This is a genomic window from Chryseobacterium carnipullorum (assembly GCF_900142785.1).
Taxonomy (GTDB): domain Bacteria; phylum Bacteroidota; class Bacteroidia; order Flavobacteriales; family Weeksellaceae; genus Chryseobacterium; species Chryseobacterium carnipullorum.
The window spans coordinates 38,963-65,503 of the sequence record NZ_FRCD01000011.1; the positions used below are offsets into that span (position 1 = coordinate 38,963).

26 protein-coding genes are annotated in these 26,541 nt (G+C 36.2%); 9 read left to right on the forward strand and 17 right to left on the reverse strand.

Annotated features, from left to right (window positions below):
* The first annotated feature begins 10 nt into the window (after window positions 1–10).
* Window positions 11–484, forward strand: a complete 474-nt coding sequence (locus BUC06_RS13240) for a DUF3347 domain-containing protein (RefSeq protein ID WP_073334493.1) — start codon at window positions 11–13, stop codon at window positions 482–484.
* A gap of 88 nt (window positions 485–572) precedes the next feature.
* Window positions 573–3,350 (forward strand): multicopper oxidase domain-containing protein, encoded by a 2,778-nt coding sequence (locus BUC06_RS13245; protein ID WP_073334494.1) that lies wholly within the window; start codon window positions 573–575, stop codon window positions 3,348–3,350.
* 85 nt (window positions 3,351–3,435) lie between these two features.
* Here the strand turns inward: BUC06_RS13245 and BUC06_RS13250 are convergent, their stop codons facing one another.
* The 5 genes from BUC06_RS13250 to BUC06_RS13275 form a co-directional block, all read right to left on the reverse strand.
* Window positions 3,436–4,554 carry an FAD-dependent monooxygenase gene (locus BUC06_RS13250; RefSeq protein ID WP_073334495.1) on the reverse strand — a complete coding sequence of 373 codons (1,119 nt, stop codon included), beginning with the start codon at window positions 4,552–4,554 and terminating at the stop codon, window positions 3,436–3,438.
* 19 nt (window positions 4,555–4,573) lie between these two features.
* The gene (locus tag BUC06_RS13255) at window positions 4,574–5,071 is read right to left on the reverse strand and encodes a GNAT family N-acetyltransferase (RefSeq protein WP_073334496.1); all 498 of its coding nucleotides are present in this window, start codon (window positions 5,069–5,071) and stop codon (window positions 4,574–4,576) included.
* Window positions 5,072–5,076: 5 nt separating this feature from the next.
* Window positions 5,077–5,670: a hypothetical protein gene (locus BUC06_RS13260; RefSeq protein ID WP_073334628.1), complete on the reverse strand. Its 594-nt coding sequence runs from the start codon at window positions 5,668–5,670 to the stop codon at window positions 5,077–5,079.
* A gap of 555 nt (window positions 5,671–6,225) precedes the next feature.
* Window positions 6,226–7,092: a sigma-70 family RNA polymerase sigma factor gene (locus BUC06_RS13270; RefSeq protein WP_055859010.1), complete on the reverse strand. Its 867-nt coding sequence runs from the start codon at window positions 7,090–7,092 to the stop codon at window positions 6,226–6,228.
* Between the two features lie 288 nt (window positions 7,093–7,380).
* Window positions 7,381–8,172, reverse strand: a complete 792-nt coding sequence (locus BUC06_RS13275) for a S1/P1 nuclease (protein WP_073334498.1) — start codon at window positions 8,170–8,172, stop codon at window positions 7,381–7,383.
* Between the two features lie 400 nt (window positions 8,173–8,572).
* On the opposite strand from BUC06_RS13275, the gene BUC06_RS13280 reads away from it, so the two are divergent.
* The 4 genes from BUC06_RS13280 to BUC06_RS13295 all read left to right on the forward strand — a co-directional run bounded on the left by BUC06_RS13280 (window position 8,573) and on the right by BUC06_RS13295 (window position 12,869).
* A complete protein-coding gene (locus BUC06_RS13280; protein ID WP_228423736.1) occupies window positions 8,573–9,490 on the forward strand; it encodes a type VI secretion system baseplate subunit TssG in 918 nt (305 codons plus the stop codon).
* A gap of 54 nt (window positions 9,491–9,544) precedes the next feature.
* Window positions 9,545–10,447: a TssN family type VI secretion system protein gene (locus tag BUC06_RS13285; protein ID WP_073334500.1), complete on the forward strand. Its 903-nt coding sequence runs from the start codon at window positions 9,545–9,547 to the stop codon at window positions 10,445–10,447.
* Window positions 10,448–10,473: 26 nt separating this feature from the next.
* On the forward strand, window positions 10,474–11,613 hold the full coding sequence (locus BUC06_RS13290) for a hypothetical protein (protein ID WP_073334501.1): 1,140 nt from the start codon (window positions 10,474–10,476) through the stop codon (window positions 11,611–11,613).
* Window positions 11,614–11,702: 89 nt separating this feature from the next.
* Entirely contained in the window at window positions 11,703–12,869 is a 1,167-nt protein-coding gene (locus tag BUC06_RS13295; RefSeq protein WP_073334502.1) for an aminotransferase class V-fold PLP-dependent enzyme, read from the forward strand.
* Window positions 12,870–12,946: 77 nt separating this feature from the next.
* On the opposite strand, the gene BUC06_RS13300 is transcribed toward BUC06_RS13295, so the two are convergent.
* Window positions 12,947–13,600, reverse strand: a complete 654-nt coding sequence (locus tag BUC06_RS13300) for a metal-dependent transcriptional regulator (protein WP_073334503.1) — start codon at window positions 13,598–13,600, stop codon at window positions 12,947–12,949.
* A gap of 85 nt (window positions 13,601–13,685) precedes the next feature.
* Here BUC06_RS13300 and BUC06_RS13305 point away from each other — a divergent pair, with 85 nt between their 5' ends.
* A complete protein-coding gene (locus tag BUC06_RS13305; protein WP_073334504.1) occupies window positions 13,686–14,720 on the forward strand; it encodes a threonine aldolase family protein in 1,035 nt (344 codons plus the stop codon).
* 68 nt (window positions 14,721–14,788) lie between these two features.
* Here BUC06_RS13305 and BUC06_RS13310 read toward each other — a convergent pair whose 3' ends face one another.
* From BUC06_RS13310 to BUC06_RS13340, 7 genes are all read right to left on the reverse strand, one after another.
* Window positions 14,789–15,109 carry a hypothetical protein gene (locus BUC06_RS13310; protein WP_139263358.1) on the reverse strand — a complete coding sequence of 107 codons (321 nt, stop codon included), beginning with the start codon at window positions 15,107–15,109 and terminating at the stop codon, window positions 14,789–14,791.
* Window positions 15,110–15,207: 98 nt separating this feature from the next.
* Window positions 15,208–15,708 carry a hypothetical protein gene (locus BUC06_RS13315; protein WP_073334506.1) on the reverse strand — a complete coding sequence of 167 codons (501 nt, stop codon included), beginning with the start codon at window positions 15,706–15,708 and terminating at the stop codon, window positions 15,208–15,210.
* A gap of 840 nt (window positions 15,709–16,548) precedes the next feature.
* Window positions 16,549–17,106: a DUF4256 domain-containing protein gene (locus BUC06_RS13320; RefSeq protein ID WP_073334507.1), complete on the reverse strand. Its 558-nt coding sequence runs from the start codon at window positions 17,104–17,106 to the stop codon at window positions 16,549–16,551.
* Window positions 17,107–17,159: 53 nt separating this feature from the next.
* On the reverse strand, window positions 17,160–17,738 hold the full coding sequence (locus BUC06_RS13325; RefSeq protein WP_073334508.1) for a YdeI/OmpD-associated family protein: 579 nt from the start codon (window positions 17,736–17,738) through the stop codon (window positions 17,160–17,162).
* Window positions 17,739–17,960: 222 nt separating this feature from the next.
* Complete coding sequence (locus BUC06_RS13330; RefSeq protein WP_073334509.1) at window positions 17,961–18,425, reverse strand: SRPBCC domain-containing protein; 465 nt, start codon at window positions 18,423–18,425, stop codon at window positions 17,961–17,963.
* 113 nt (window positions 18,426–18,538) lie between these two features.
* Window positions 18,539–18,862 carry an ArsR/SmtB family transcription factor gene (locus tag BUC06_RS13335; protein ID WP_073334510.1) on the reverse strand — a complete coding sequence of 108 codons (324 nt, stop codon included), beginning with the start codon at window positions 18,860–18,862 and terminating at the stop codon, window positions 18,539–18,541.
* Between the two features lie 526 nt (window positions 18,863–19,388).
* A complete protein-coding gene (locus BUC06_RS13340; RefSeq protein WP_073334511.1) occupies window positions 19,389–19,802 on the reverse strand; it encodes a helix-turn-helix transcriptional regulator in 414 nt (137 codons plus the stop codon).
* Window positions 19,803–19,951: 149 nt separating this feature from the next.
* Here BUC06_RS13340 and BUC06_RS13345 point away from each other — a divergent pair, with 149 nt between their 5' ends.
* A complete protein-coding gene (locus BUC06_RS13345; RefSeq protein WP_073334512.1) occupies window positions 19,952–20,170 on the forward strand; it encodes a SymE family type I addiction module toxin in 219 nt (72 codons plus the stop codon).
* A 234-nt stretch (window positions 20,171–20,404) separates the two neighbouring features.
* Here the strand turns inward: BUC06_RS13345 and BUC06_RS13350 are convergent, their stop codons facing one another.
* Window positions 20,405–21,085 (reverse strand): DMT family transporter, encoded by a 681-nt coding sequence (locus BUC06_RS13350; protein WP_228423738.1) that lies wholly within the window; start codon window positions 21,083–21,085, stop codon window positions 20,405–20,407.
* 227 nt (window positions 21,086–21,312) lie between these two features.
* Between BUC06_RS13350 and BUC06_RS13355 the strand changes: the two genes are divergently transcribed.
* A complete protein-coding gene (locus tag BUC06_RS13355) occupies window positions 21,313–21,906 on the forward strand; it encodes a hypothetical protein (protein WP_073334513.1) in 594 nt (197 codons plus the stop codon).
* 285 nt (window positions 21,907–22,191) lie between these two features.
* Here the strand turns inward: BUC06_RS13355 and BUC06_RS13360 are convergent, their stop codons facing one another.
* The 3 genes from BUC06_RS13360 to BUC06_RS13370 all read right to left on the reverse strand — a co-directional run bounded on the left by BUC06_RS13360 (window position 22,192) and on the right by BUC06_RS13370 (window position 26,416).
* Window positions 22,192–23,733 (reverse strand): T9SS type A sorting domain-containing protein, encoded by a 1,542-nt coding sequence (locus BUC06_RS13360; protein ID WP_073334514.1) that lies wholly within the window; start codon window positions 23,731–23,733, stop codon window positions 22,192–22,194.
* A gap of 249 nt (window positions 23,734–23,982) precedes the next feature.
* On the reverse strand, window positions 23,983–25,476 hold the full coding sequence (locus BUC06_RS13365) for a BspA family leucine-rich repeat surface protein (RefSeq protein WP_073334515.1): 1,494 nt from the start codon (window positions 25,474–25,476) through the stop codon (window positions 23,983–23,985).
* 265 nt (window positions 25,477–25,741) lie between these two features.
* A complete protein-coding gene (locus BUC06_RS13370) occupies window positions 25,742–26,416 on the reverse strand; it encodes a phosphatase PAP2 family protein (protein WP_073334516.1) in 675 nt (224 codons plus the stop codon).
* Window positions 26,417–26,541 lie beyond the last annotated feature (125 nt).

Below are 26,541 nucleotides of genomic sequence, written 5' to 3' on the forward strand. Positions count from 1 at the left end.
ATTTTAAACAATGAAAAAGTATATCATTACAACAGTTCTATCTCTGTTTTCTATTATTTCACTTTCTGCTCAGTCTAAAAAAGACGCTCAGGTTTCCAAACTGTATCAGAACTATATTGCCATTAAAACAGCTTTAGCTTCAGATGACGCAGACAAAACCTCAAAAGCAGCCGCTGAATTCATCAAAACAGCCTCAACCGTTGACTATAAATTAGTTTCTGAAGGAAACCTTAACATTCTAAGAAAAGACGCCACAGTGATCTCTGATGCCCGAAATATTACAGCGCAAAGAGAAACTTTTTCCAATCTTTCTGAGAATATGATCGCCTTGACCAAAGAGTTTAAACTTTCTGAAAAGCCGGTTTATGTTCAGTATTGTCCAATGGCTGATTCAAGCTGGTTAAGCGATGAAAAAAAGATCGCGAATCCTTACTACGGAAAATCTATGCTTTCTTGTGGAAATGTAAAGTCAGAAATCAATTAATTATCCTATTTAATTTTAAAACAATAGATTACATAGCTTAAATTAAAATTGACTTTAGGCTATGTAATGTTAAAAAGTTCGGAATATTATGAAAAAAATAATAATATTTCTGGTGCTTTTGTTCTCTGTTTTTACTTTCGCGCAAACCACGAAAACGTATTATACCTGTCCGATGCATCCTGAGGTAATGTCTTCTAAACCCGGAGATTGCCCCAAATGCAAAATGACGCTGGTCAGGAAAACCGTTGCAGTAAAACCTAAAGTTGTGGCGAAGCCAGAGCAGAAAGCAATACAAAAGCCTGCAGAAATTAAAAATAATAAGGTTAAAGTGAAAACTGATGCAAAGCCAAAGATGAAAGAGGCCGGAAGAAATAAGACTGATACAAAGTCTAAGCCTTCACAATCTGTGCAGCAGTCTCAACTTAAGTCTTCTCAATCTCAGCCTAAAATAAAATCACTCTACAGCTGTCCGATGCATCCTGAAGTGACTTCAGACAAACCTGGGAAATGCCCAAAATGCGGAATGGAAATGGTAAAAAAAGAGAGTCATCAGCACATTGCAGTAGAGGAGCCAAAAGAAAATCCATCCGTCTTCAAAAGAAATTCTGAAAACGGAAGAGTGACTTTCGGAGGGAAAACAGTAAGATATGATCTCTATGTAAAAGATACGATCGTCAATTTTACAGGAAAAAAACGAAGAGCTATTGCGATCAACGGAAAACTGCAGGCTCCCACTTTATATTTTACAGAGGGAGATACCGCAGAAATTTATCTTCATAATATGCTGAAGGAAAATACCGGACTGCATTGGCATGGCGTAATTCTTCCCAATGAACAGGATGGGGTTCCCTACCTTACCACAAAGCCTGTAACCCCTGGAGAAACCCATTTGTATAAGTTTAGAGTATCTCAAAACGGAACCTATTGGTACCACTCCCACGAAGCCCTTCAGGAGCAGATTGGGATGAACGGGATTTTAGTATTCAATAAAAGAGAAGGTGAGCCTAAACCTTCCTATACAAAAGAAATTCCGGTATTACTCGGAGACTGGAGCGATGAAGACCCGATGCAGATCTCGAGAAGGCTTCATATGGCCAATACAGACTGGTATGCCATTAAAAAAAATGCAGTCCAGAGTTATTGGGAAGCCATTAAATCCGGAAATTTCGGAACAAAAGCATTAAATGAATGGAAGAGGATGGAAGCCATGGATGTAAGTGATGTCTATTACGATAAATTTCTCATCAACGGTCTTCCAAGCTCTGATTATTCTAACCTGAAAGCAGGTGATAAAGTAAGACTCAGAGTAGCCAATGGCGGATCATCCACCTATTTCTGGCTGAATTACGGAGGTGGAAAAATAAAAGTAGTGGGAAACGATGGAAATGATGTCGTTCCGGTAGAAGTAGACCGTCTTATCGTCGGGGTTTCCGAAACGTATGATATTGAAGTCACTATCCCTGAAAATAAAAGTTTTGAATTCCGTTCTACATCGGAAGACAGGGTAGGACATGCTTCGTTATGGCTTGGTGCCGGAGAAAAAGTGGAAGCTCCGAATCTGCCGAGACTGCTGTTGTTTGAAGGAATGAAAATGATGAATGGCATGATGGAAATGAGCGGGAATATGAAGCCTATGAATATGACGATGGGAAATCAGATGATGGACATGAATGAAGTGATGTATCCGGAACTTTCCGAAAGTCAGAGAAAAATGACGATGAAGCACATGAATGAAATGATGGGGGTTAAAACCAAAGACTCCGGAGGAAAGCAGGAAGATCATTCCCAACATTCAGGGATGGATATGAAAGAAGAAAAGCCGATTAAAAGGCTGTCATACAGTCTTTTAAAATCTCCTGAGAAGACCATTCTGCCGGATGATAATGTTAGAGTACTGAAGTTTACACTGGAAGGAAATATGAATCAATATCTCTGGACGCTGGATAATAAAACGGTTACAGAAACAGATAAAATCCTGGTTAAAAAAGGCGAAATCCTGAGAATTACAATGTACAACAATTCCATGATGCGCCATCCGATGCACCTTCACGGCCATGATTTCAGACTGATCAATTCAAAAGGAGAATATTCTCCGCTGAAAAATGTAGTCGATATTATGCCTATGGAGACCAATACGATTGAGTTTGCAGCCAATCAGGACGGGGATTGGTTTTTCCACTGTCATATTTTATACCATATGATGGCCGGAATGGGAAGAATATTCAGCTATGAAAATTCAAAACCAAATCCACAGCTGCCGGACAGAAAGCTGGCCTGGAAAAACTTCCTGAAGGATAATAAAATGATCAGCTCCATGGCCATGCTGGATATAGCAAGTAACAAAGTACATGCTGAAAGCATGACGATGTTCGGACCAAGATGGGCCAACCTGAATCAGTTTCACTCTAACTGGGATTTTGATCACTTTGAAGGCAATGTGAAAGTAGGAAGATTCCTGGGGAAATTCCAGTGGGCGCTTCCATACGCAGGTTTAAGAATTCAGAAAAACCATGAGATTATGGAGAGACAGATGGCCGAAGATATGGGAATGAAATTCCGTGGTAAAAAGACCTGGTTCGGACAACAAAAAGCTTCAAAAGACCAGTATGCATTCATGATCGGAGTACAGTATATGTTACCGATGCTGGTGACGGCAGATGCAAGTGTGGATCAGAATGGAAAAGTGCTGCTGGAATTAAGCAGAGAAGATATTCCGATTTCCAGAAGGATCAGAGGAAATTTCAGTCTCAATTCTGACGGAGAATTTTCAACAGGACTGAGATATATTGTACAGAAATGGGTGTCAGTCTCCGGAAATTATGATAATGAAATGGGATGGGGAGCCGGACTTACTTTAACCTACTAAAAGAGAGACTGCCGGATAAGGCAGTCTTTTTGTTTTAAAAGGATGAGTAGTAATTTTGTATTTAAATACAATAAAAAACAAAGTTTTACATCTCCAGTTTAATAATCTTTTCAGCAAGCTTTTGATTGGTGCTTTCCGGAATTAATCGCATCAAAAAGTTACGCATTGCATTTCCCTTTTCCCACTGGGAAATCTTTCCTATTTTCCAGCTTGTACTGACGATATAATTTACTTTGTCCCTTCTTATTTTTTGAAATTTTTCAAAAACAACATTAAAATCCTGATGGGTTTCAAGCAATCGGCCAATGATGTAGGCATCTTCAATAGCCTGACAGGCGCCTTGACCCATATTGGGAGTCGTAGCATGAGCAGCATCACCGATCAGGCATAGATTTTCAGAATACCAGAGAGGAATAGGAGACAGGTCAATAATATCATTGAGTATAGTATTGTCTTCTAAAGTCGCCTCCAGAATGTCCAAAACAAGAGGATGAAAATCTTCAAAATAATCAGAAATATTCAGATCACGTTTGTATATTTTTTCATTAACCAAAGCATACCAATACACCTTTTTATCCGAAATTTTCACAAAACCGAAACGCTTTCCTTTTCCCCACATTTCAATGGCTTCCTGATTAAACTCTTCAGGTAAATCAAATGCTGTCAGTCCACGCCAGCATTTCTGTCCGGCACTACGGATGTTTCCTGTTCTCAGGATCTGATCTCTGATCTTAGATTTTATCCCGTCTGCGCCAAAAACTATCTTACTTTCTGCCTGGATTCCATTTTCAAAATGTAAGGAGTAATTGTCTTTCTTTTCAATCTTATTTAAAGAGTGATTAAGCTGAATATGTTCATATCCGATGTTTGCTGCCAGTATTTTCTGTAGTTCAGCCCTGTGAATGGCGACATTACAGGAGTTGTATTTTTTTTCAAGAGCAGGAATACTGGTTTTTGTGATAGGTTTTAATGACTCATCGGTGATGGAAATTCCATGAACTTTATTTCCTGCATTTTCAATTTTTTCTTTTAGACCCAACCTGTCGAAAATCTGCATGGCATTCACAGCCATCATGATGCCGGCTCCAACAGATTTGATTTCCGGTGCAGATTCATACACTTTAAAGTCAAGCTGATGTTGTTTCAGAATATTTCCCAGCGTCAGTCCGCCGATTCCGGCGCCTATAATTGAAATGGTATTCATCAGACTCGGTTTTGATCTTTTAAAGTGTTAAAATATAATTTTCAGATACTTTCTTAAATCCGTATTTATTGAAGAAGTGATGAGCTCCTGTATTATTGAGCCCACTTTCAAGCATTACAAAACTGATATTCCATTTTTTAGACTCTTCCACAGCCTTATCCAACAAAGTACTTCCCAGCGATTGTCCTCTGAGAGAATGATCCAAAAGCATATCTTCTAATACCGCATAATTTTTGTAGCCGTTAATAATATTGAAAACGAGCATTCCTATGATTTTTCCTTCTTCATTTTCAGCAATCAGAATATTTAATTTTGAATTCTGATCCGCAGTAAATCCAGAGTGAAACTGAGCGGTTAATATGTCTTTTAAATCAGGATTCCAATGGTTTGCATCCAAAGCCCTTCCTGATATAATCTCGCCATGCGAAATATAGGAATCCGTTTTGTGGTTGATAAAAAAATTAACCAATTCTTCAGTTCGTGCGGTATCGGAAAGCCATTTTGTAGTGTAATGCATTGTTTTTATTTCAATTTTTTCAATTCGTTCAGTAATTCATTTTGTTTTTTGATGAAATTTTCCAGACTGTCTGTTTTCAGAGGATGTGCATTCTGGTATTTTTCGATCTCAGGAAGCGTTTTTCTGATTTTAAAAGCAGTATATTGATTGTTGATATCATCACTGTTTTGATTTACTTTCGCCATCAGTTCTTTCACTTTGCTTATTTTAAGGTCATATTGGTCAGAACTTATTTTAATTTCTTTTTCCATCTGTTGTTTTAGAATAGAATCTTTGATTGTTCCGGCCTGACTCTTCGCATCAAGATAAAAAGACTCGGATTTATGGAGGGGCTCTGCATAGAGCTCCAGAACCTTTCTGTTTTCATCATAAAGTTTGACAAGCTTGTCGTCCAAAGCCTTCAGGCTTTTATCATTTTTGATCAGTTCGGAATAAATTTTATCAATCATATTTTCATCACGATAGCTTTTCAAAGAACCGGAAACAGATGATTCTGAGTTATCAACTGCATTTTCTACCACCTGAGCATTTCGGGATTTATTTTCTTTACAGGAAAGTGTTGATAAGATCAGTGCAGAAGCAAAAAGTATTTTTTTCATAATTTTTTTGATTGGATTTTCCTTATTAGTTGAAGATAGTCTAAAAATTGTTACATCCATTATACAACAGAATGCAAATCGAAATTTTTATTTTTAAAATTTAAAGAGATTTTAAAATTTCCTAGGCTCGTATCCCCTTTAATTTTAAGAATATCATTGTGTATTTCTTTAAAAGAAATTTTAAACCTGGGAAAAACGGATGGGAAAATTTCCGAACTGCTGCTTAACTGTAAAATAGGCCTGTTGAAATGAATAATAAATATTTCATCTTCTAAGAATAGAATCTGAGCCTTAAGGTAAGTAAGTTTTGAACCAAACTTTGAATAGCTTTCTATATTGGTTTCAACATTTTCTATAATGGTATAATGTCTGCCATCTAGATATCGAAAAAAAATAATCCGCCTATATTTGTGATAAAAATAGAGGAGAACGTTAATTAAAACAGCAAATAAAACGGTTCCTCCGATAAAAAAAGATATATCCGTGTTCATAGATACAAAAATAAAAAAACGGAGCCTGAAAACAGACTCCGCATACATTGTTTTGCGCTAAAATTTATTTACCTAAATAAGACTTCAAAATCTTACTTCTGGTATTGTGCTTCAATCTCTTGATTGCTTTTTCTTTGATCTGACGTACTCTCTCTCTTGTAAGATCGAAAGTTTCACCAATTTCTTCTAAAGTCATTGGATGTTTTCCGTTCAATCCGAAGTATAATCTTACCAGATCAGCCTCTCTTGGAGTCAAAGTATTCAATGCTCTTTCAATCTCAATCTGAAGAGATTCAAGCATCAAATCTTTATCCGGACTTGGAGATTCTCCTGAACGCAATACATCATAAAGATTAGAATCTTCACCTTCTACTAAAGGTGCATCCATGGACAGGTGTCTTCCGGAGTTTTTCATAGATTCTTTAATATCTTCCTCGCTCATGTCAAGAACTTCAGCAAGTTCTTCCGGAGAAGGAGGTCTTTCATTTTCCTGTTCAAGGTGAGCGTATGCCTTATTAATTTTGTTGATGGAGCCGATTTTATTCAACGGAAGCCTTACAATTCTTGACTGCTCAGCTAAAGCCTGTAAAATTGACTGGCGAATCCACCAAACCGCATAAGAGATAAATTTGAAACCTCTAGTTTCATCGTACCTTTTTGCCGCTTTCATCAATCCTAAATTACCTTCATTAATTAAATCGGGTAAAGAAAGACCTTGATTTTGGTATTGCTTGGATACAGAAACTACGAAACGAAGGTTGGCCTTGATTAATTTCTCCAGTGCAGCTCTGTCGCCCGCACGTATTTTTTGTGCCAAATCTACTTCTTCGTCCGCAGTGATCAGTTCCACTTTACCAATTTCCTGCAAATACTTGTCTAATGAAGCAGTTTCCCTGTTGGTTACCTGCTTAGTGATTTTTAATTGTCTCATCTATTTTTATCCTCAAAAAAGAGTTACTATATATTATACGTACGAAGGGGTAAAAAGGTTACACGGGTTTTAATTATTTTTTAAATTAAGGAAGGAAAAGAGTAAAGACGTGAGATTAGTAGATTTGAGACATCAAATAGACTATGAAGTTCAAATCTGAATTTTTACTTTTTATCTTAACCTTCCATTCCAACAAAAAAAGCGAAACCGAAGTTCCGCTTGCAAAGTGAAGAATGAATAATTAGAAATTAAAAATTCTTTTATGATTTTAATGTTTACCAGTCATTATTAAAACAAATCATTCAATAATTTTGCCAGTCTAAGACCTCCGTACAAAAGCTGTCTTTCAAGAGTATCATTGAATTTGTATTGATAGTCGTACGCTAATTTTGAATCGTTGGGAGTCTGTGCATAGATCTTATTGGCGATTTTGTGAGAATCATACAACCAGTCTTCTACAGTTCCGGTCTGAATCTGTGCCACTTCATCCTTTGATTTGATATCTAAAAGTCGGGCATACTCTGTGTAGCTGTATTTCTGAGAGTCTACCAGTTTTCCGTCCCATACAGAGTGAAGATTGGTTTTTTCTCCGAAATAGGTAACATTGATCTTGTTTCCACCAAGATCTTCAGCTCTTCCTACGTGAAGGGGCTGCGCAAGGTCTCCCATAATATGAATAAGGAAGATCAGCGCAATTTTTCTGTCTTTTTCAGAGGTTTTTTCGTCTTTGATCTGGCTGGACAAGGTGTTTACCTGAGTGTAAAGACTCGGACCTGCCTGCATTTTCAGTTTCTGGTCAAAAGTTTTAAAATCTGTCTGTGGATCAATGTTCACGTAATGCCATGCTGAAGCTTGTTTCCAGGCACCTGTGGTATCCGACTTGATAAAGTCCGGCCAGTTCGCCCAATACGCCAGACGTTCTTTACCCATTATTTTTTTGATTTCTCTTCTTGCCTTCCCTGAAAGATGGTTTTCTGCAATCTCTGCGATCACCCGGTGTCCCGTTAATCCCCATGCGTAAGAATAAAGTGAAGATGAAATGAATGCTAAAATCAGAATTTTAGAATAAATACTTTTCATTATAAATAACATTTTACAAGCTGCAAAGATACGGCCCGGTTTCCGAATCTCCATCAATGATGAGCAATTTCTTATCCCATAGATGTTAATAAAACTTAATCTAAATAAAAGGAATAAAGTATAAAATTTTATGAAAGTGCAAAATTAAATGGGTTTTGTATTGTAAACCGATGGGTGCCAGAGAGAAGCTGTCAATTTAAAAAATAGGCCTTAAAACTTGGAAAAACGTGGTATTACCGTATTTTCACGGAATTTGTCATATATTATTCCCACTAATGTTAATAAATTAGTACTTTTAAAATAAAATTGTTGGTAATTTATTTTTTCAAACTTATGAGATATATTATCTTTACAAGTCATAATCACAGGAAACACTATGTATGAGAATAATATTGTAGACATGTATTACAATAAACTGCAGACCGACTTCAAAGCTGAAGCCGTGGCGGTGAATCTTTTGAAATATCAGCGTGCGGTAAGCAATATATTTATAGAGCGGATCGGGATCAACGACCGTGCTTACCTGAAGGATATCAAAAGTATTTCCAGCAGTTATTTGGGATTTGATGAAGAAGTCTTCACAATAGAAACCTATAGAGAGGGGATTTATGACTATCTTCCTGAAGGGGTTTTTCATCCACCGTCTTTGGGGGCTTCCCGAAAGAATGTGGATACGGTAGTTCGTGAAATCCGTAAACAAAAGAAAATAGAAGAGGACGCCCGGAAATTTTTCCGCCCTTTTGAGCTTGAAGTTTTTTTTACAGAAATCAGTTCTCTGCTTAAAGAATCCGAGTTTGATATTTCAAGCAGTACAGATACGCTTTTGGAAACCGTGAGCGAGCTGTGGCCCCTTATCAAAATGCTTGACGAACAGAATGCTTATATCTTCATCTATATTTTGCCTTTTTTTCATCAGATCAGAGGAGACAAGAAATGGTTTGAAAGATGCATGACGGCTTTTCTGCAGGTACCGGTGGAAGTTACTTTTGCCCCCAATATTATAGATCGGATAGAAAGAAATGATGATTCTATGTTATTGGGCAATTCAAAACTGGGAGTTACCTATATTCCCAGCGGAAAGCATATGGATGGCCAGAGGAACTGGGTGGTCAATATTGGGCCTATTCCTTATACAGAAATGAAAAAGTATATTGCCGGAAATCCGTTTAGAAATGTACTCCAGGCTTTATATGATTATTTTCTGCCCGTAACGGTAGACGTAGTGGAAAATTTTATTACAGAGAAAGAAGAATATTCGTTCAGTCTTGAAGATGATGAAAGAAATGCCAGCCGTCTTGGATACTCTACATTCCTCTAAAATAATTTATTATATTTACAACAACCAACCAAGTATAAATTTGAAAAGAAGCTAATGGAAATTTCTTCAGTAAAAGGTATTTTTTTAAGGTATATTTTAATGCCTTTAATCGCGGTTATTATGATGTTTATTCTGGGATTCCTCAGAAGAAATAAACCTGCGATCAAGATTAAAGTAATTATTATCTATGTTCTTCTATGCAGTTTATGTCTGGCTCTGCCTGGAATTTTCGGTTTTGCAGGAAATCTTTTTAATCCATACTGGTATCTTATAGCCCAGGTTTTCTATCTTATTTTCGGGATTATTCATGTTAATTTACTGCACAGATATTTCAGAAAGCATATTGATTCAGTGGGCATGAGTATTTTGTTTGAATCAATACTTTCATTAACATGTATTGCTTTTGGAGGATTTTTATTTACTCTGATCTTTAACTGGATAAGCAAAGGAACCGGTTATGCTGTCATGGCTGCCACAAGCATGGTGATCTTCATTGTTCCCATGGTATTTTATTACTGTTATGTTCAGTTTATCAGCATTCCTTTTGATATCTACAAAACATGGCGATATTCACCGGATCAGAAACTTCCTGATTTTGATGGGGTGGATTTTGACAGATTGATGGTATTGAATGTTGAATTGAGCAAAAATCTGGAAGACACCAACCGATTTAGAATCAAAGCCAAAACGTTGCCTACGGGTGTAACTTTCGGAGACTGGTTTTATAGGGTAGTGGATGATTATAACCATAAAAATCCCAATTCAATCATTCATCTTTCCGATATAGAAAAAGAACCTTATTACTGGATTTTTTACACCAAAAAATCATTTTTCAGTTTTAGAAAATATATTGATTTCGACCAGGACATTTCTACCAACAGCATCTCCGAAAATGAAGTCGTGATCTGCAAAAGAGTGATCCAGCATGAGGAAGAAGGAGTATTGAAAAAATCATAATCACAGAAAATCTAAAAGTATTACATATGATACAGCCTATTAAACATTTTGCGATCAATTGGGTAGATGGGATGAAAGTTTCCCAGAGACACCTTAATGATCAGGATAATTTTTTAATTGACACGATCAGAGATTCCAGTTCGCTGGGTATCAACACATATAATTACGGTCTTTTGCCCATTTCCAATGAATTTACTGATAAAACAATTTTTGATGTCCATAATACCGCGACCAATGATGTTCAGCTTGTGATCAAAAGATGCAGCGCGATCACAATGGCGGGTTATCGTATTGATTTAACGGACAGAAGAGTAAGTGTAAAATCTCTGGCAAGATCAATGAACGAAGAACAGGCAGACGGAGATTATTATATCCTGATCTCGGTTAATCCTTTTGATAAAGTACCTTTTGGTGATATTGACCCGGAGGAAATTCCACCCCGTCATCCCAATGCACAACCGAATCACCACATCGAATTGCTTCCCGTAACTTCACTGAACAGCAGTTATTCTGGAGGAAATTATCTGATTATCGGAAAGGTAGATTTAAAAGCCAATATCGCTCAGGTAGATTCTAATTTTATTCCGCCGTGTACGTCTATTCAGAGTCATCCCGTTTTGCTCGATTATTACGGAAGCTATGCAAAATCAATAGGGAACCTTCAGCAGTATGCCTTTAAAATCATTCAAAAAACCTCTCATAAAAACCAAAATACCGCACTGGCACAAAACGTTAAGTATTTGTGTACTACGATGGTGAATACATTTGGAGATATGTATTTCCAATTTAGAAATATTATTCCTTGGCAACCGCCTGTATTTTTGATTGAGGCATTCGCAAAACTGGCTCTTCATCTTTATAATTCTACTCAGCTTCTTGTCCCTGCCGAACTGGAAGAAATGCTGAATTACAGCTTGGAATGGAGTGAGATTGCCCCGCATACCTTACTGAACCAACTTTCTATTGTGGCAGAAACCAACTATGACCACCACAATTGCGGAGAACCGTTGCTGTATATTCAGCAGATGCTTCGCAGCTTGGAAATCATCTTCTCTAAATTAAGCGAACTAGACTACATCGGTCAGAGAAAAGAAAATATTATTGTCAACGAACAGGAAGTTTCTTCCAATACCAATCCGAAGAGAGGTTGGAGTGTTTTAGACTAATCAAAATAAGTAACTATACCAATCCCGGATTTCAACTTTCGGGATTTTTTATGTGAAAAAATAAATTAAATCATCAGAATCAATAAAACATGGACCTCAATATTATTAGAAGAGATACTCCCGGCTGTTCCGATAAGCTATTTTTTAACAGTGCGGGAGGATCACTGATGCCGGAAACTGTAGCGAAAACAATGATCAGTCATATTCATTCAGAACAGCAATATGGAGGATATGAGGCGGCTGACAGGAATGCTGAACAAATCAATCAATTCTATGAACAAGCTGCCAGGTTGATTAATGCTCAACCTCATAATATGGCCTTTACGGTGAGCTCTACCGATGCTTATGCTAAAGCTCTATCAAGCATCAGGTTTGAAAATGACGATGTTATTATAACAACAAATGATGATTATATCTCAAATCAGATCGCTTTTATATCCCTGCAGAAAAACTTAGGCGTTAAAGTAATCAGAACCCAAAATCTTGCGGATCATGAACTGGATCTGGAAGATTTGGAAAATCTGGTTAAAAAACACAATCCAAAACTTGTGGCTGTAACGCATGTTCCTACCAGTTCCGGACTGATTCAGAACGTGGAAGGAGCCGGAGAAATTTGCCGCCGGTATGATATCTTGTATCTTGTGGATGCCTGTCAGTCAATAGGGCAGATGGTTGTAGATGTAGAAAAAATAGGGTGTGATTTTCTGACGGTAACGGGTAGGAAATTTATGCGTGGGCCAAGAGGAACAGGTTTTTTATATGTATCCGACAGAGTTTTAGAAAGAGACATGGCTCCCTTATTTTTGGATATGAGCGGGGCAGAATGGAGCGCTTTCGATGATTATAAACTGCTTAAAACGGCGAAACGATTCGAACATTGGGAAACTTCCATCAGTTCAATTTTAGGGCTTTCAGAAGCTGCAAAATATGCTAGTAAAATAGGTTTGCATACTATTGAAACGTATAATAAAAAACTGGCAGAAAGTTTGCGAAATGGCCTTCGGAATAATGGCTTAAGAGTTTTGGATCAGGGAAATAACTTGTGCAGCATTGTTACGTTCTGTGCTGCTGATCACAGTACTGAAAAGATTTATAAAATATTGAAAGAGAACAACGTCTATTTTTCAGTAAGCAATAAAAGTAATGCTCTGATTGATTTTACCTTAAAAAATCTGGACAGAGCTATCCGGCTGTCACCTCACTATTTTAATACTCAGGAGGAAATTGATCAGGTAGTCAGGATGTTGGCAGGATAGTGAAAGGTATCGGGATCCGGTGGCTTCGGGACTCCCGGCCACCAGATTCAAATGACGAAGTTAACGTAACTTATCTTTTACTTCTTCACCAATATAATTTCCGTAGCCTTTCTGCTGATCACTTCTTTGTTGTTGCCAATTTCTATTGTCATTGATTTATCAAAGTCTTCAATTTTGACCACCTTGATCCGGGTATTCAGAAGAAGTTTTCTTTCATTTAGATAGCTTAGGAACCCATCGTCTGAGATGGTAACAGAAGCAAAGGTCACGGTTTCCCCAACCTTACAGGCACTCAGTTTCTGAAGGTCCTGGGCAATAATATTTCCGTCTTTGTCAGGAATAGGTTCTCCATGCGGATCAAATTTAGGATAATCCAGGATTTCATCCATTTTATCGAAGAAGACCTTTGAATGAACATGTTCCAGTTGTTCTGCAATTTCGTGGACATTTTCCCAGCCGAAGTTCATTTTTTTTACCAGAAACATTTCAGTAAGCCTGTGCTTACGAACGACCAGTGCCGCTTCACGCTTTCCGCTGTCTGTCACAACCAATGGCTTATAGGTTTCGTAGATCACCCATTTTTTGTCGGCAAACTTCTTCATCATATTATTGACACTCGGCATTTTAACGCCTAGAAATTTGCTAAGTTCATTGATGGTTACTTTCCCTTCATTGTCAACTAAATGAAACAAAGCTTTCAGATAATTTTCTTCTGTTAATGTCGCTTTCAAAATGTTAGATGATTTTCAGTACAAATCTAACAAAATATTATATAAAATTAGGACTTGTTATTTTAACTTTTTTTAATTTTACTCTATGAAATTTTCATTTAAAAACGACTATTCTGAGGGATGCCACCCGAATATTCTACAAGCACTTGTACAATCTAATTTTGAACAACAAGCCGGATATGGAGAAGATGAATATTCTCTGCAGGCCAAAAAACTGATTAAAGAGAAAATTAAAAACCAGGATTCTGAAATTTATTTGGTTTCAGGAGGAACGCAGGCCAATCTGATTGTGATCTCCGCGATTCTGAGGCCTTATCAATGCGTCATATCAGCAGCGCCGGGACATATTTTAAATAATGAAACAGGAGCGATTGAGGCTACAGGACATAAAGTTTTGAGTATTGATACACAAGACGGGAAACTGAGGCCTTCTGATATTATTCCGGTTTTGGAAAGCCACGGAAATATTCCGCATCAGGTAATGCCGAAGCTGGTGTATATTTCAAATTCTACAGAACTTGGAACGGTTTATCTGGCTCATGAACTGGAAGAGCTTTCCGAATTTTGTCGTCAAAAAGGCCTTTATCTGTTTATGGATGGTGCCAGATTGGGACATGGACTGACTTGTGAAATCAACGATCTTACGCTGGATAGAGTAGCGGAACTGACAGATATTTTTTATCTTGGGGGAACTAAAAACGGGGCATTGATAGGAGAGGCTATTGTGATTAATAATAAAGAGCTACAGCCTGATTTTGCATTTAATATCAAACAAAAGGGAGCATTACTGGCCAAAGGAAGACTTCTTGGTATCCAGTTTAAGGAGCTGATGAAAGATGATTTGTATTTTGATCTTGCCAAACATGCGAATGTTCAGGCTATGAAAATCAAAAATGCGATGAAAGAAAGGGGAGTACAGTTTCTGTCCGATACGTATACCAACCAGATTTTTCCGATTATCAGCAATGAACTTATCGAAATACTGTTGGAACATTTTGAATTTTTTGTGTGGAAAAAGATTGATGCCCAATCTTCTGCTATCCGGCTTATTACCTCATGGAATACGAGCGATAAAGCGGTAGAACGTTTTATAGAGATCATCAAAAAAGAACTTCAATAAACGATATAAAAAAGGTGGCTGAAGCCATTCAAGCCACCTTTTCATTTTTTTAATATCGATTGAAACAATTACTGGTCATCAGAAAGAATTTTCTTAATTCCCTTAATCACTTCATTTTCAAGTCTTCTTATTTTCTCTTTTTTCATCATTACATAAAGCCCGATCGGGAAAAACATGATGAGAAAAAAAGTGGAATCCAGCTGCGTCTGGGTAGTTATTTTTCCGGTTTCCGGATGCGTGTCTATTTTCACATTTCCTGTTAAAGTAAAACCGCTGGTCCGAACCTGCAATGCTCCAAAGCTTGTCTGGATTTTGTATTTGGGAAATATCTTCCTGAGTCCTTCAATAAGTTCCGTTTTTGAAAAAGGTCTTACCTGTAAATGCTGCATGTTTATTGATGATTTTTTGTTATTATGAGTGAGAAACTCTAAAATAGCAAATACCATGCAGAATATTTCAAATAAAAGAGAATAATCTGGTTTTTAGATTATTTTAAAGCTTTCGTAACCAATTTACAGTCGGCTGCCTGTAGTTTTTGTCCGTCTTTATAGCTGATCTTTTTTTCATCGGCATACTTAGACTGTCCGTCTTCTTCTTTGTGATCCCCAATTCCTTCCGTTAAGATATTGTCCTTTTGAATAAAGAAAATATCTCTTTTGCTTTTTGTTCCTTCAGATTGGAATTCATAAGTCAATTTCAGCGTATCTCCTGATTTAAAGCCGCTTATATCTCCCTTTGAACTGTCTTTTTCACTGTTTTTATATGTTAATTTTCCTGTAATGGTCCCCAGATTGTCATCAATTGATGCAAAAATGCTGTCTTTTCCGGTAACGCCCATATAGCAGAATGATTTTGGTCCGAGTGTATCTACTACAGGTTCTACTATCGCAGCAGTGTCGGTTTCAGCTTTTGGAGCCGGCGTTTCTGTTTTTTTATTACAGTTTACAAGAAAAACCGATACTGAACCCAATAAGATTAATTTTTTCATACCCAATGTTGTTATATTAATTCAAATTTCAATGTACTAAATTAGTAATAGTATTTAAATATGAAAGAATATTAGATATAAATAACCCGGGATTTTTCTTAAACGAATAAGATTGATCATTTTTTTAACAATATTTAAGGACTCAGTAAAATTTGTGCACTTTAAGTGATCTTTTTTATAGACTATAATTTTATACTATCTAAAGTGGACTAAAGTGTTACAAATAATAGAATGTCTTAAACCACAAAAGTCACAAAAGTTTTTGAATACTTAAGTTTTTATGTTGATTTGCAAATAAAATTTTATATTTTTTGCTAATTTGTTTTTTTTTAGTTTCTTTAAAGTTTAAAAACTTATCGTAAAAAAGTACACTTAAGCTTTTTTAAAAATCTCTGATTTTTTTTTTACCATAATAGGATGATCCGCCTGATCTATTTAATCTGTGAGAATAATATTTTAAACCATTAAGTATTATTAAGCTTTTAAGAATATTAAGTTTTAGCTTCGCTTTAAGGCATATAACTTAAAAAAAATCTTTGATTTTTCTTAACTAACCTTACTATCTTCATTTATCTTAATGTTTTAAAAAGCGTAGAACAAAAATTGGCGGCCATATTAGTATTCGGAGGAAATTGATTTTAAATGAATTAGAAATTAACGATGAATGACCCGGATTTTCACAGATAATTGCGTTTTTATGAAGCGTATATAAACAAAAAACATTAACCACAAAAGTAACAAGAGTTTTTGAACACTTAAGTTTTTTTTAAGTTTCCAACTTTACGTATATAAAGTACACTTAAGTTCTTTGAAAATTTTTGATTTTTAACTTTAATACTCTCAAACCCTCAAACTTCCCCTAAAACCTCTCGCTGCATAATAAGAATCTGCTCCATTGTGATACATAAATACAGTGTTGTAGCGGCGGTCACAGAAGATAGCTCCGCCTAATTCGCGGATGTTGGCAGGCGTTTTTACCCAGCTTGATGTTTTTAAATCAAATTTCCCCAATTCCTGAAGTTGGCGGTACTGTTCCTCTGTTAAGAGTTCGATGCCTATTTCAGATGCTTTATCAATGGCATTATTTTCAGGTTTATTGGCTTTTCGGGATTCCCAGGCCTGATGATCGTAGCAGAGACTTCTGCGTTTAGGACTTTCGGGGGAACAGTCGAAGAAGATGTATTCGTCTGTTTTTTTGTCATAGTTTATCACATCGGGTTCACCTTCCGTTTCCTCCATTTTGTTCAGTGACCAGAGTTTTTCGGGAGCTGCTTCCAGTTTTGGCTGGATCTTTTCCCAGCTCAGACCTTTGTGGCGGCTCATATTTTTTTCAAAGCGGGCTTTGAGTACTTTTAAAAAATTTTCGCTTTGTTCGGGAGTTAAGATTTTATTGTTCATAGTAGATTCTGTTTTTGGATTGGTTTGGTGTTTCTATGAGTTATTTTACTAAGTTAATCGTTGAGACCTTTTCCTGTAAGGATCTGAGGAATACATTTTTCAATTCTTGTTTCTCTGGTTTTGGATTGTTTTGCAGAAGAAAAGTGGAGCAGGTAAGCTCTTTGCCTTCCCGGAGTGAGGGCTTCAAAAGCTTCTTTTAATTTAGGATTTTCATCCAGTTTATTTTGAAACTCTTCAACCATTTCAAACGCTTTTGTTTTCTTCATTTCAACTTTAGCACCTGATTCTTCAATTTCAATGGCTTGAAACATATAAGATCGAAGAGCTTCCTCCAGATCATTGATTTGCTGTACATCAGTAAAACGAATCTGTCTTGCAGCCTGTACATTTTCAGATTGCTGAATCAAAATCTGATCAGGATCTTTCATCAGGGCACCTTTAAAGAAAAGAACTGCACAATATTCTTTAAATCCGTGGATTAAGAAAATATTTTTCCCCTGATAGATATAACAGGGACATCCCCATTTTAACTCTTCTACAAGCTCGGTGCTTAAAGCTATAGTTCTTAACTTTTCAAATTCTTTCTGCCATTGATTGGCTTTATCAAAGAAAAAATCAACTTTTGGATTCATGTTTTTAAGTTTTAGTGTTGGAGTGTATTAGAGTGGGAGAGTAATAACTTTCAAGGTTTAAAGTTTAAAGTTCAGTATTTTTATCCTTTCAATAATCATTGAAGATTCACTTGCAAAGCAAAATTCACAATTTGAACCTTCGCCTCCATTGTCTCTCATCTCTTCACCTATTATCTATCCGTCTATTATCTATCAATCTATTATCTATCAATCTATTATCTATTATCTCATCTTAAACAGCTCCTCCAAACGGTTATGCGCCATATTAAGTCCCTGTGCAAAAGGTAATTTCAGCATTTGATCTCTGAAATGAACAGATTTGTAAACGGTGTGGATGGTGGTTTTACTGGTGGTATCGGTCAGTTTGTCAAATTCCAAAAACTCGATCTGAACAGGAAAAGGCGTATTTTCCATTTGAAAAGTTCGTGTAATTTTCTGTTCGGGAACAAATTCATGAATCGTTCCGTTGGCCCGGAAAACGACGTCACCGTGAGGATTGGATGTTTCAAACTGGTAGCTACCATGCGGTTGGTTTTCCAGTTTCAGGACTTTGGTGTTCATCCATTGCTCTACCAATTCAGGTTCTGTATAGGCTTTGAAAAGCAATGCCACCGGAAGATCAAATTCCCTGGTAATGACTATTTCCTGCTTGCCGTCTTCAGCGTGGATTTTTGTTTTAAGTTCCATATTTTGAGGGTGTTTTGGGTTGGAAGTATGAGAATCTGAGTGTATTAAAGTTGCGGGGTATAAGTTCTATTGGGACTGTAATCGTCTGGCATCTAATATATGCTATCTGAAATCTAATTGCCCTTTTGATAGGCTTTCATAACACTTTCCAGCTTATTGAACCGGTCGTCCCACATTTGGCGGAAGGGCTCTATAAAATCAGCAATTTCTTTCATTTTATTGGGATTAAGGTGATAGATAATTTCACGCCCATTCTGCTCAGATCGTAGCAGTTCACATTCTGTAAGGATCTGAAGGTGTTTAGAAACGGTAGGTCTTGCAGTATCGAAATTGGAAGCTATGGCTCCGGCCGTCATCGATTGTGCGGCCACCAGCATCAGGATCGATCTTCTGGTAGGGTCTGCGATAGCCTGAAATACATCTCTTCTTAAATTCATTATGTAGTTATTTAACTACAAATCTAAATGAAGTTATTTGACTACGCAAGTATTTTGCTTAAAAATTGATAAGTTTCTGAAAAAAATCAATCATTGAAATTTGTATTAAATTATTAAGCTATAATAGTTTAATACCCTTTTTTATAAAATCTGTGAGCGAAATCCTGATAAAGAATTTCATCGGCTCCTTCTTTTATATTGTAAGGAGTAGAGTTCGGAATATAATCCTCATAGGCAATACTGTCTTTTTTGAAAAGAATACCTTGTGCACCATTCGCTTCCTGGATGATAAGAGTTTGATCTACCTGAACATCAGGATAGGCAAATAATAAGACTTTTCCATCTCTTCGTAAAAAATAACATGGAGGTTTGGTCTTTATAGTTCCGGAAGTTTTGTATTGATCAGAATGAATTTTTAATTGTCCTTTTCCATCATGATCAATTAACTCTAAAAGGATGCTTTTGCTCCGAGACTATAGAAAAGCAATGTCAACATTGATTGTTAAGCTGTTATATATAGTCAATGTTATTTTTTATCCAACAATCTCTCCAATTTCTCAATCATTTCTTTTTGCTGCTCAAGCATACGCTCATAAAGCTCAACCATTTTATCAATTGGATTGAATGTAGGTTGATAGCTATATAATGAATTGCCTGTAGCATTATCATTGTTGTTGACAGTATTAGAAATAATATTCACCGCCTGTTCCTCGTCAAAATTCTCAATTGCTTCGGCGGGAACTTTCAGAATTTTAGCAACTTGGGCTAAGATTTCGGATTCCACGGTTTCTTTTTGTTCAAGAAGAGAAATTTTCTTCTGGTTCCAGTCATCACCCAGTTCGAAAGCTAAAGCTTCCTGTTTGATGCCCAGCATTTCACGGAAACGCTTAATGTTTTTACCCTGATGTATTTTTTTATTCTGCATATCTGTGTCAATCATAATAACAAATATAAAGTTTTAAGACATAAAATAAAGCTCCTTTTTAAAATAAATGAAATTCTAAAATATCTTTCATTCCGTATAAAATATCCTTCCTGAAACTGGAATATACCGCCTGATATTATTTGGTTTGCAGAAAACAACAAATAATGAAAAAGAAGATCAATTTACAGAACAAATATAAATTGTTCCGCAACCTTACGGTTTCCCATAAGTGCTTTAAAAGATCTTACAGTGGGCATGTCTTTTTTCCGGAAATACGGATTGCCGGGAAATGGGTTCAGGAATGTGGTTTTGAAGCAGGCGACAAGGTATTGGTGACGATGTGCAGAAATCAGATTATTTTAAAGAAAATGGAGGTGGATTAGGTGATTATTTGGCTTGAAACTTGGAAGCTTGTTTTTTTATCTCCCGCAGATTTCACAGATTGTTCAGATGTTTGGGTTTGATTTTAATGGGCTTGAGAGTAATTTAAAATAATCTGTGTGATCTGTGGGAGATTCTTTTCTGATGAAGCAGACGTTGAGCTGGCCACCTGCGGTGGCCGAGCCTTGTCTATTTACAAAGAAATCGGGATAGATAATGTTTTATCAATATCACTATTAGGTGATTTCTTTTTTCCAGACTGAAATCAGCGTCTGTAAAACAACTGAAGCAATGATCAAAGAAATTCCTATATAAAATGGCAGACCCACTTCTTTGCTTTCGCCGAAAAATAAGAATGCCATCACAATGGCATAAACAGGCTCCAGATTAAAAGTTAAATTCACGGTGAATGCCGGAATTTTCTTTAAAACCTCTGCAAAAGCCACATATAACCCTACCGTACAAAAAAGAGCTAAAATGCCCAAATAAGCGGTGTTTTTCAAGTCAGGTACTATGCTATCTGCCGGGAAAATGAGGAGATAAACGGGCAAAAACGCTCCAAGAGCCAAAGTTCCGGCTATCATCTGGTAAAAGTTGATAACTTTGGTATCAAAGTGCCTGACCAGCCGATTGTTGTAAATAGTATACAATGCTCCAAAAGCGGAAGAAATGACACCCAAAATAATTCCAAGCTGATAAGAAGTATCAAAATGAAATATCAGGCTGATTCCCAACAGGGTAAAGGTGCTGAGAAGCAGTTCAGAGATTTTTAATTTCTCTTTATCGATCAAAGGTTTGAATACAGCGGTAAAGAAACTGGTCAGACAGTAGCAGACCACACCAATTGAAATATTAGCGTATTTGATGCTGGCATAGAAGAAAAGCCAGTGCATGGTGATAAGCAGCCCAGCTTTCATTATACGTACTTTTTCCTGTAAAGAAATTTTATACGGGATGGAAATGGGTATTATCATCAGTTTTTAAAGCTGAATTTTAAAAATTATAATCTCAAATTATTTCAGAGAAATATAGATAAAGATGGAAATTATTTTGAGTACAGCAAGGAAGAAACAACAGAAAGACTGTGGAACAATGGGAGTTATTAATCTGGTTTTAAACAATTTAAACTATTCAATTTAACATAATGTATGCGGGAATATTAAAAAAACTGAACATTTTAGGGGGAAATACAGATGGGGTAAGCTCAGATAAAAGCTTTGCCGAAAACTGGCAGAGCATACAGTTCAGACATCATTTATATGATAAGGAATGGGATGTTTATGGAATAGATCAGTTCTACGAGAATAACAAGGAACTGTACGGCAGTAGCAAAGATACTTTTTACAATAATCTTCTGGAGCATTATTTTTCAAACCATGAACATTTCTACGGACAGGATTTTTATAAGGACTGGCTTTTTACACCGTTTAAAAAGGATTCAGAAGATTTTGGCGAGCTTGAAGGATGTGTAGAGGAATCTGAAATCAGGGAAACTGTACAGGGCGCAGAAATGGAATTTATTTGTATATTTTATTCTTATGGATATCCGGATCATTATTTTGTATGCCTCACAGATGCTGACCAAAATAATCCAACAGTCTACAGTACGGATCATGAAAACTATTTTGGCGAAATAGAGAACGAAGGAAGGCTGGAAAAATTTCTGGACAGGTATATGACTAAAGAAGAGTTCTCAGAAGTCGTTAAAGAATATCTGGAAAGAAAATTTGGGATATAACGGATTCTGGAGCGGTATTATACTCTATCCCAATATTTTATAAAAGTCCTATAATTTATATTATGTTAAATTAAATATTATTTGAGTTGTGCTGATGTTGTATCGCGGCCTGGAAATTTCCTTTGGAATACACTATATCTATTAAGCATCAAAAGTTCTTTCTTTTGAAATTATACTCCGGCAAAGGCACCAATAGTTTACTAACGCTTGATCTGTCATTTGAAGATGTTAATCTGTGTCATTAAAATATAAAGGTTGGATAATCTATATCCAACCTTCTGTTCTTTATTGTTTTATGAATTTTAAAGTAACAATTTCTTTTTCGAGAGATATTTTCAGAAAGTAATTTCCTGAAGGTAAATCCCTGACCTCCAATTGCTTGCTGTCTTTTACTGTTCTTATGGTTTGTCCGTTGATGTTGATAATCTGAATTTCCAGGACTCTTTCATTTGTATTCAAATGAATGACGTTTTGGGCCGGATTAGGATAAATGGTTAAATTTTTATTAGAAACAGCCTCAGAAAGTCTTAATGTATAGGTATTGGTAAATTTATAAAGTCTGTATTGATCTATAAAATAAACCCCACCATCAGGCGCAAGGTGTTGGTTGTAAAGATATTCATGGGCATTTGATATTTCTCTTGCATAGCTTCCTGTACTATTAAAAGCATTGTTTCTTTCACCGTTTTGTAATAACCCAACCATCACAAAATCATAATTTCCGTTTTGTACAACCGTCCATTGCGAAGAGCTGCAAAGAAGATAATTTCCATCAGGTAAAATCAGTACATTTCCTCCCCACAACTTATTATGGTTAGGAATATTGGTATTGGGTACATATTTTCCGCTATTTTTATAAGTCGTATCGTAGCTTCCATCTGGATTAAGTCTGGATATATAGGTTGATTTCGGTCCGAAACTCAATGCCGCTGAAATCAATTGTATCTTACCGTCCGGAAGTACATCTATTTTGGAAAGAAAGTCTCCGGAATTTTCCATATCCAGTATTTTGACGCCATTGGTTCCGAATGAATTGACGAAATTTCCATTTTCATCAACCTTATAAATAAACATATCTCTATTATACGTATCATTGGAATCGTATCCGTAAGAACCGCCGATAAGCATCGATCCGTCATTTAAAAAAACAAGATCATTGAGTTTGGAATAATACGTAGGATTGATTTCAAGAATTCCACTTTGTGCAAAAGTAGTGTCTAAGATACCATTAGGTAAAAATCTCATCACAACTCCCCTCGTATACTGATAAGCTTCACTTACAGCATCCTTGTCTGCAAAAATCACGATTCTTCCGGCACTATCTGTAAATATTTTTTCCCCGTTATCGTAGTTTGTTCCAAGATTCATTACAACTTTGCCGTTGTTGCCAAATGTAGTGTCCAATGTTCCATCTTCATTTAGCCTTACCATAAACAGGTTGTAATTGTAATTGAACATTCCTGCTGCAGTATCTGTTTTTCCAACAGCTAAAATTTTATGGTCAGGAAGCTCTTTGAGTGCATGAAAAATATCTCCTTGGGAGGATCCTCCATCGATAGAAGCAACGCCGCTGGTTCCGAAATTGAGATCTACAGAACCATTGGGCAGATATCTTTTGACCATTCCGTTGTAATAAGGAGTAGATTGAAGTTGTTCTCCCGCAATAAGTATTTTTCCATTGTAAGAGACTTCTATGTCTTCGAAACGATCTGTAGACTCACTAGGCGTAACGCCATTTTGAGCAAAATTAAGATCCAGACCTACACCCTGTGCGGAAAATAGAGAACCTATTAATAGTGAAGCTGATACGAGATAGTTTTTAATCATGGTTTAATTTTTGCCAAAAATAAACATTTTGAATATTCTTTATGAAATTTGACCAGATTTTAATGAATATGAATAAATGACTGTTAAAACTGATGATCTTCTGAAGATTACACGACCTACCCTAGCTGATGTTGCTAATAATAAAAGTCATATCTGTTATAACAGATAAGCTCCAAAGTCATTAGACTTTGGAGCTTATTTGATGTCAATAGCCATTGGGCAGGCTTATCTGTGAATTTTAAAAATAATCTATTTCTTCACGATTTTAGTAAAGGTGTTATTGCCTTTTAACACGTAGTTCCCTGATGGATATCCGGTAAGGTCGATCTGATTTTTTCCTTTGCTTAAAGTGATATTTTTAATGGCTTTGCCTGTGCTGTCATATAAATAAGCATCTTCGTTTTCAGAAGACTCTACAGTGATCACTCCTGTTGTTGGATTAGGATAAGCCGGAATTTTTAATTTTGCAGAAGTTTCTACTGTTGATAAACTTCCATTGCAAGCAGCATTATATGTATCTCCAATAATGTTAAAACCCTTGTTAACCAATTGGGCTCTTGCCATAATGGCTTGTGGCGTAGAATAAGTTAGCCCTGTTGCATCTATGGTTCCGGATGTTATTCCTGAGCTGGACCATGTAGGATTATTAATGAGAGCAATTAGAAATTTATTATAATTGATACATGATAAACCGGTATTTTTTAATCCGAAATATATTGAATTATCAAGAAAGTTTTGAAGCTTAATGTTCCAGGTAGAAATATCCTGATTAAAATTTAAAGCTCCATTAAACATATTAAACCCAATAGAAACATTAACTTTACTAACATCCCAGTTTCCAATAGGCTGATTAAAAGCTTTAGCATTCGTAAACATTTGCTCAAAATCTTTTACATTACCTGTATTCCAGTTATTAAGTGGTTGATTGAAAGAGGTAGCATTAGAGAATACATAGCGAAAATTAGTAGCATTAGAGGTATTCCATGAATTTAACGGCTGGTTGAAAGCTACTGCAAACGTAAACATCGAAGAGAAATTGGTTCCGGACACCGTATTCCAGCTGGAAATATTTTGATTAAAAGAAGATGCCAGCGAAAACATATCACTAAAATTGGTTACTCCCGCCGTATTCCAGGTTCCAATATTTTGATTAAATAATGTGGCTCTGCTAAACATTCCACTCATATTAGTAATACTGCTTGTATTCCAAGTGGAAAATGAATTATTGCCAATCAAAGAGGGACAATAAGCGAACATTTCAGATAAATTACTGATTTGCGTCAGATTTGGGGCATCTGTAGCAGTTACATCAAGGTTTGGACATCTCGCAAATCCCCTGCTGAATTGCTCAAGCCAGACGATTTCTCCCCACTGACTGACTTCGGTGAGTTCCGGATTTTCAGTAAGAACGTTGATATTAGCCTTAAATCCATAAAACAATCCACTGCCATTGGATACCTTCACTTTGTAGGTTGCCTGAACTGGATTTGTATTTAAAGAGGTACCAAAAGAAATGATAGCAGGACTGCTGCTGCTTGATGTGACAGAATTAAGAACTCCATTATGCTGAGGATATCCTACTTCTTCCCAGTTAATGGTGTAGCTGGTTCCGGAACCCCCAAAAGATATAGCATTATCGATGGTACCATTTACATTAGGCTTCCATAATGTGATGAATTCAGTCTGTGCATAACAACAGAAAGATAGAAAAAGAAAAATAATTACTAGTTTTTTTTTATACATAATTTAAAAAATTTCACAAAAATAAGCGTTATTTTAAGAGAAATAAAGAAAAAGGGTGAATTTAAAATGAATTATTTTATTTGATTGACTGTTTTTTATCATTACAATAACTTCCCGGCATTCTTTATCTTATCTCTACTACAAAGATATAGACGCACAGCGACAGAACATGTCGTAATAAAATTGATTAAGAAATTAATTTAAAAAAATTGAGAAGTAGGTATTGAACTTATCTTTAAAGGGGATCGTGGACAGTAATTTAGAATTAAAGAGGTTCGTTTTCTGAAATATTCCTGGAATTCCCAACATAGAAATATCCCATCAGCAATACACATAAAGTCCCTAAAATAAATCCTCCCACAACGTCCGTAAACCAGTGGGCTCCAAGATAAATCCTTGAGAAGGCCCCTAAAAATATCATAGAAAGACAAATCGTGATAAGAAATATTTTAAGCGTATATTTTATCTTTTTCAAACGCAGAATAATTAATATCAGGGCTCCAAAAAACACTGTATAAAATAGTACATGACCGCTGGGGAAACTCTGATATTTGGTTTCTTCCAGAAGAATCACAAGGTCTTTAGATGGTCTTGGCCTGTTGATCAGCATTTTCATCCCCAATCCTATCACTCCCGATAAAAGGGTGGATAAAATCAATAGTGATTCTTTTTTATAGCTCATCAACAGAAAGCAAAGTGAACTTATGATGACCATTACAACGGACACCGGAGTTCTTCCCAACCAGCTGATCCAGATCATCAATGTGTTGAGACCTGGCGTATGTTTTTCCTGAATTTCTCTGGAAATATGAATATCCAGATATTTGGTTGGGGTAAAGAATACCAGACAGCTAAGCAGGATAAAGGCAATAAAAAGAGTGATCAGTACCGAACGGAATAAAACTGATTTGTTGGTTTGCAGAAAAGTGATCAATTTCATATGTCAAAAAAATTAGTCCTACAAGATAGCATTCTAATTTTGAATTTATTTGGAATAATCAATGTTTAGAAGGTGAATGTACCTTTTTTGTTTTAAATTTTAGGGTCAGTTCCAGGAAGTACTCG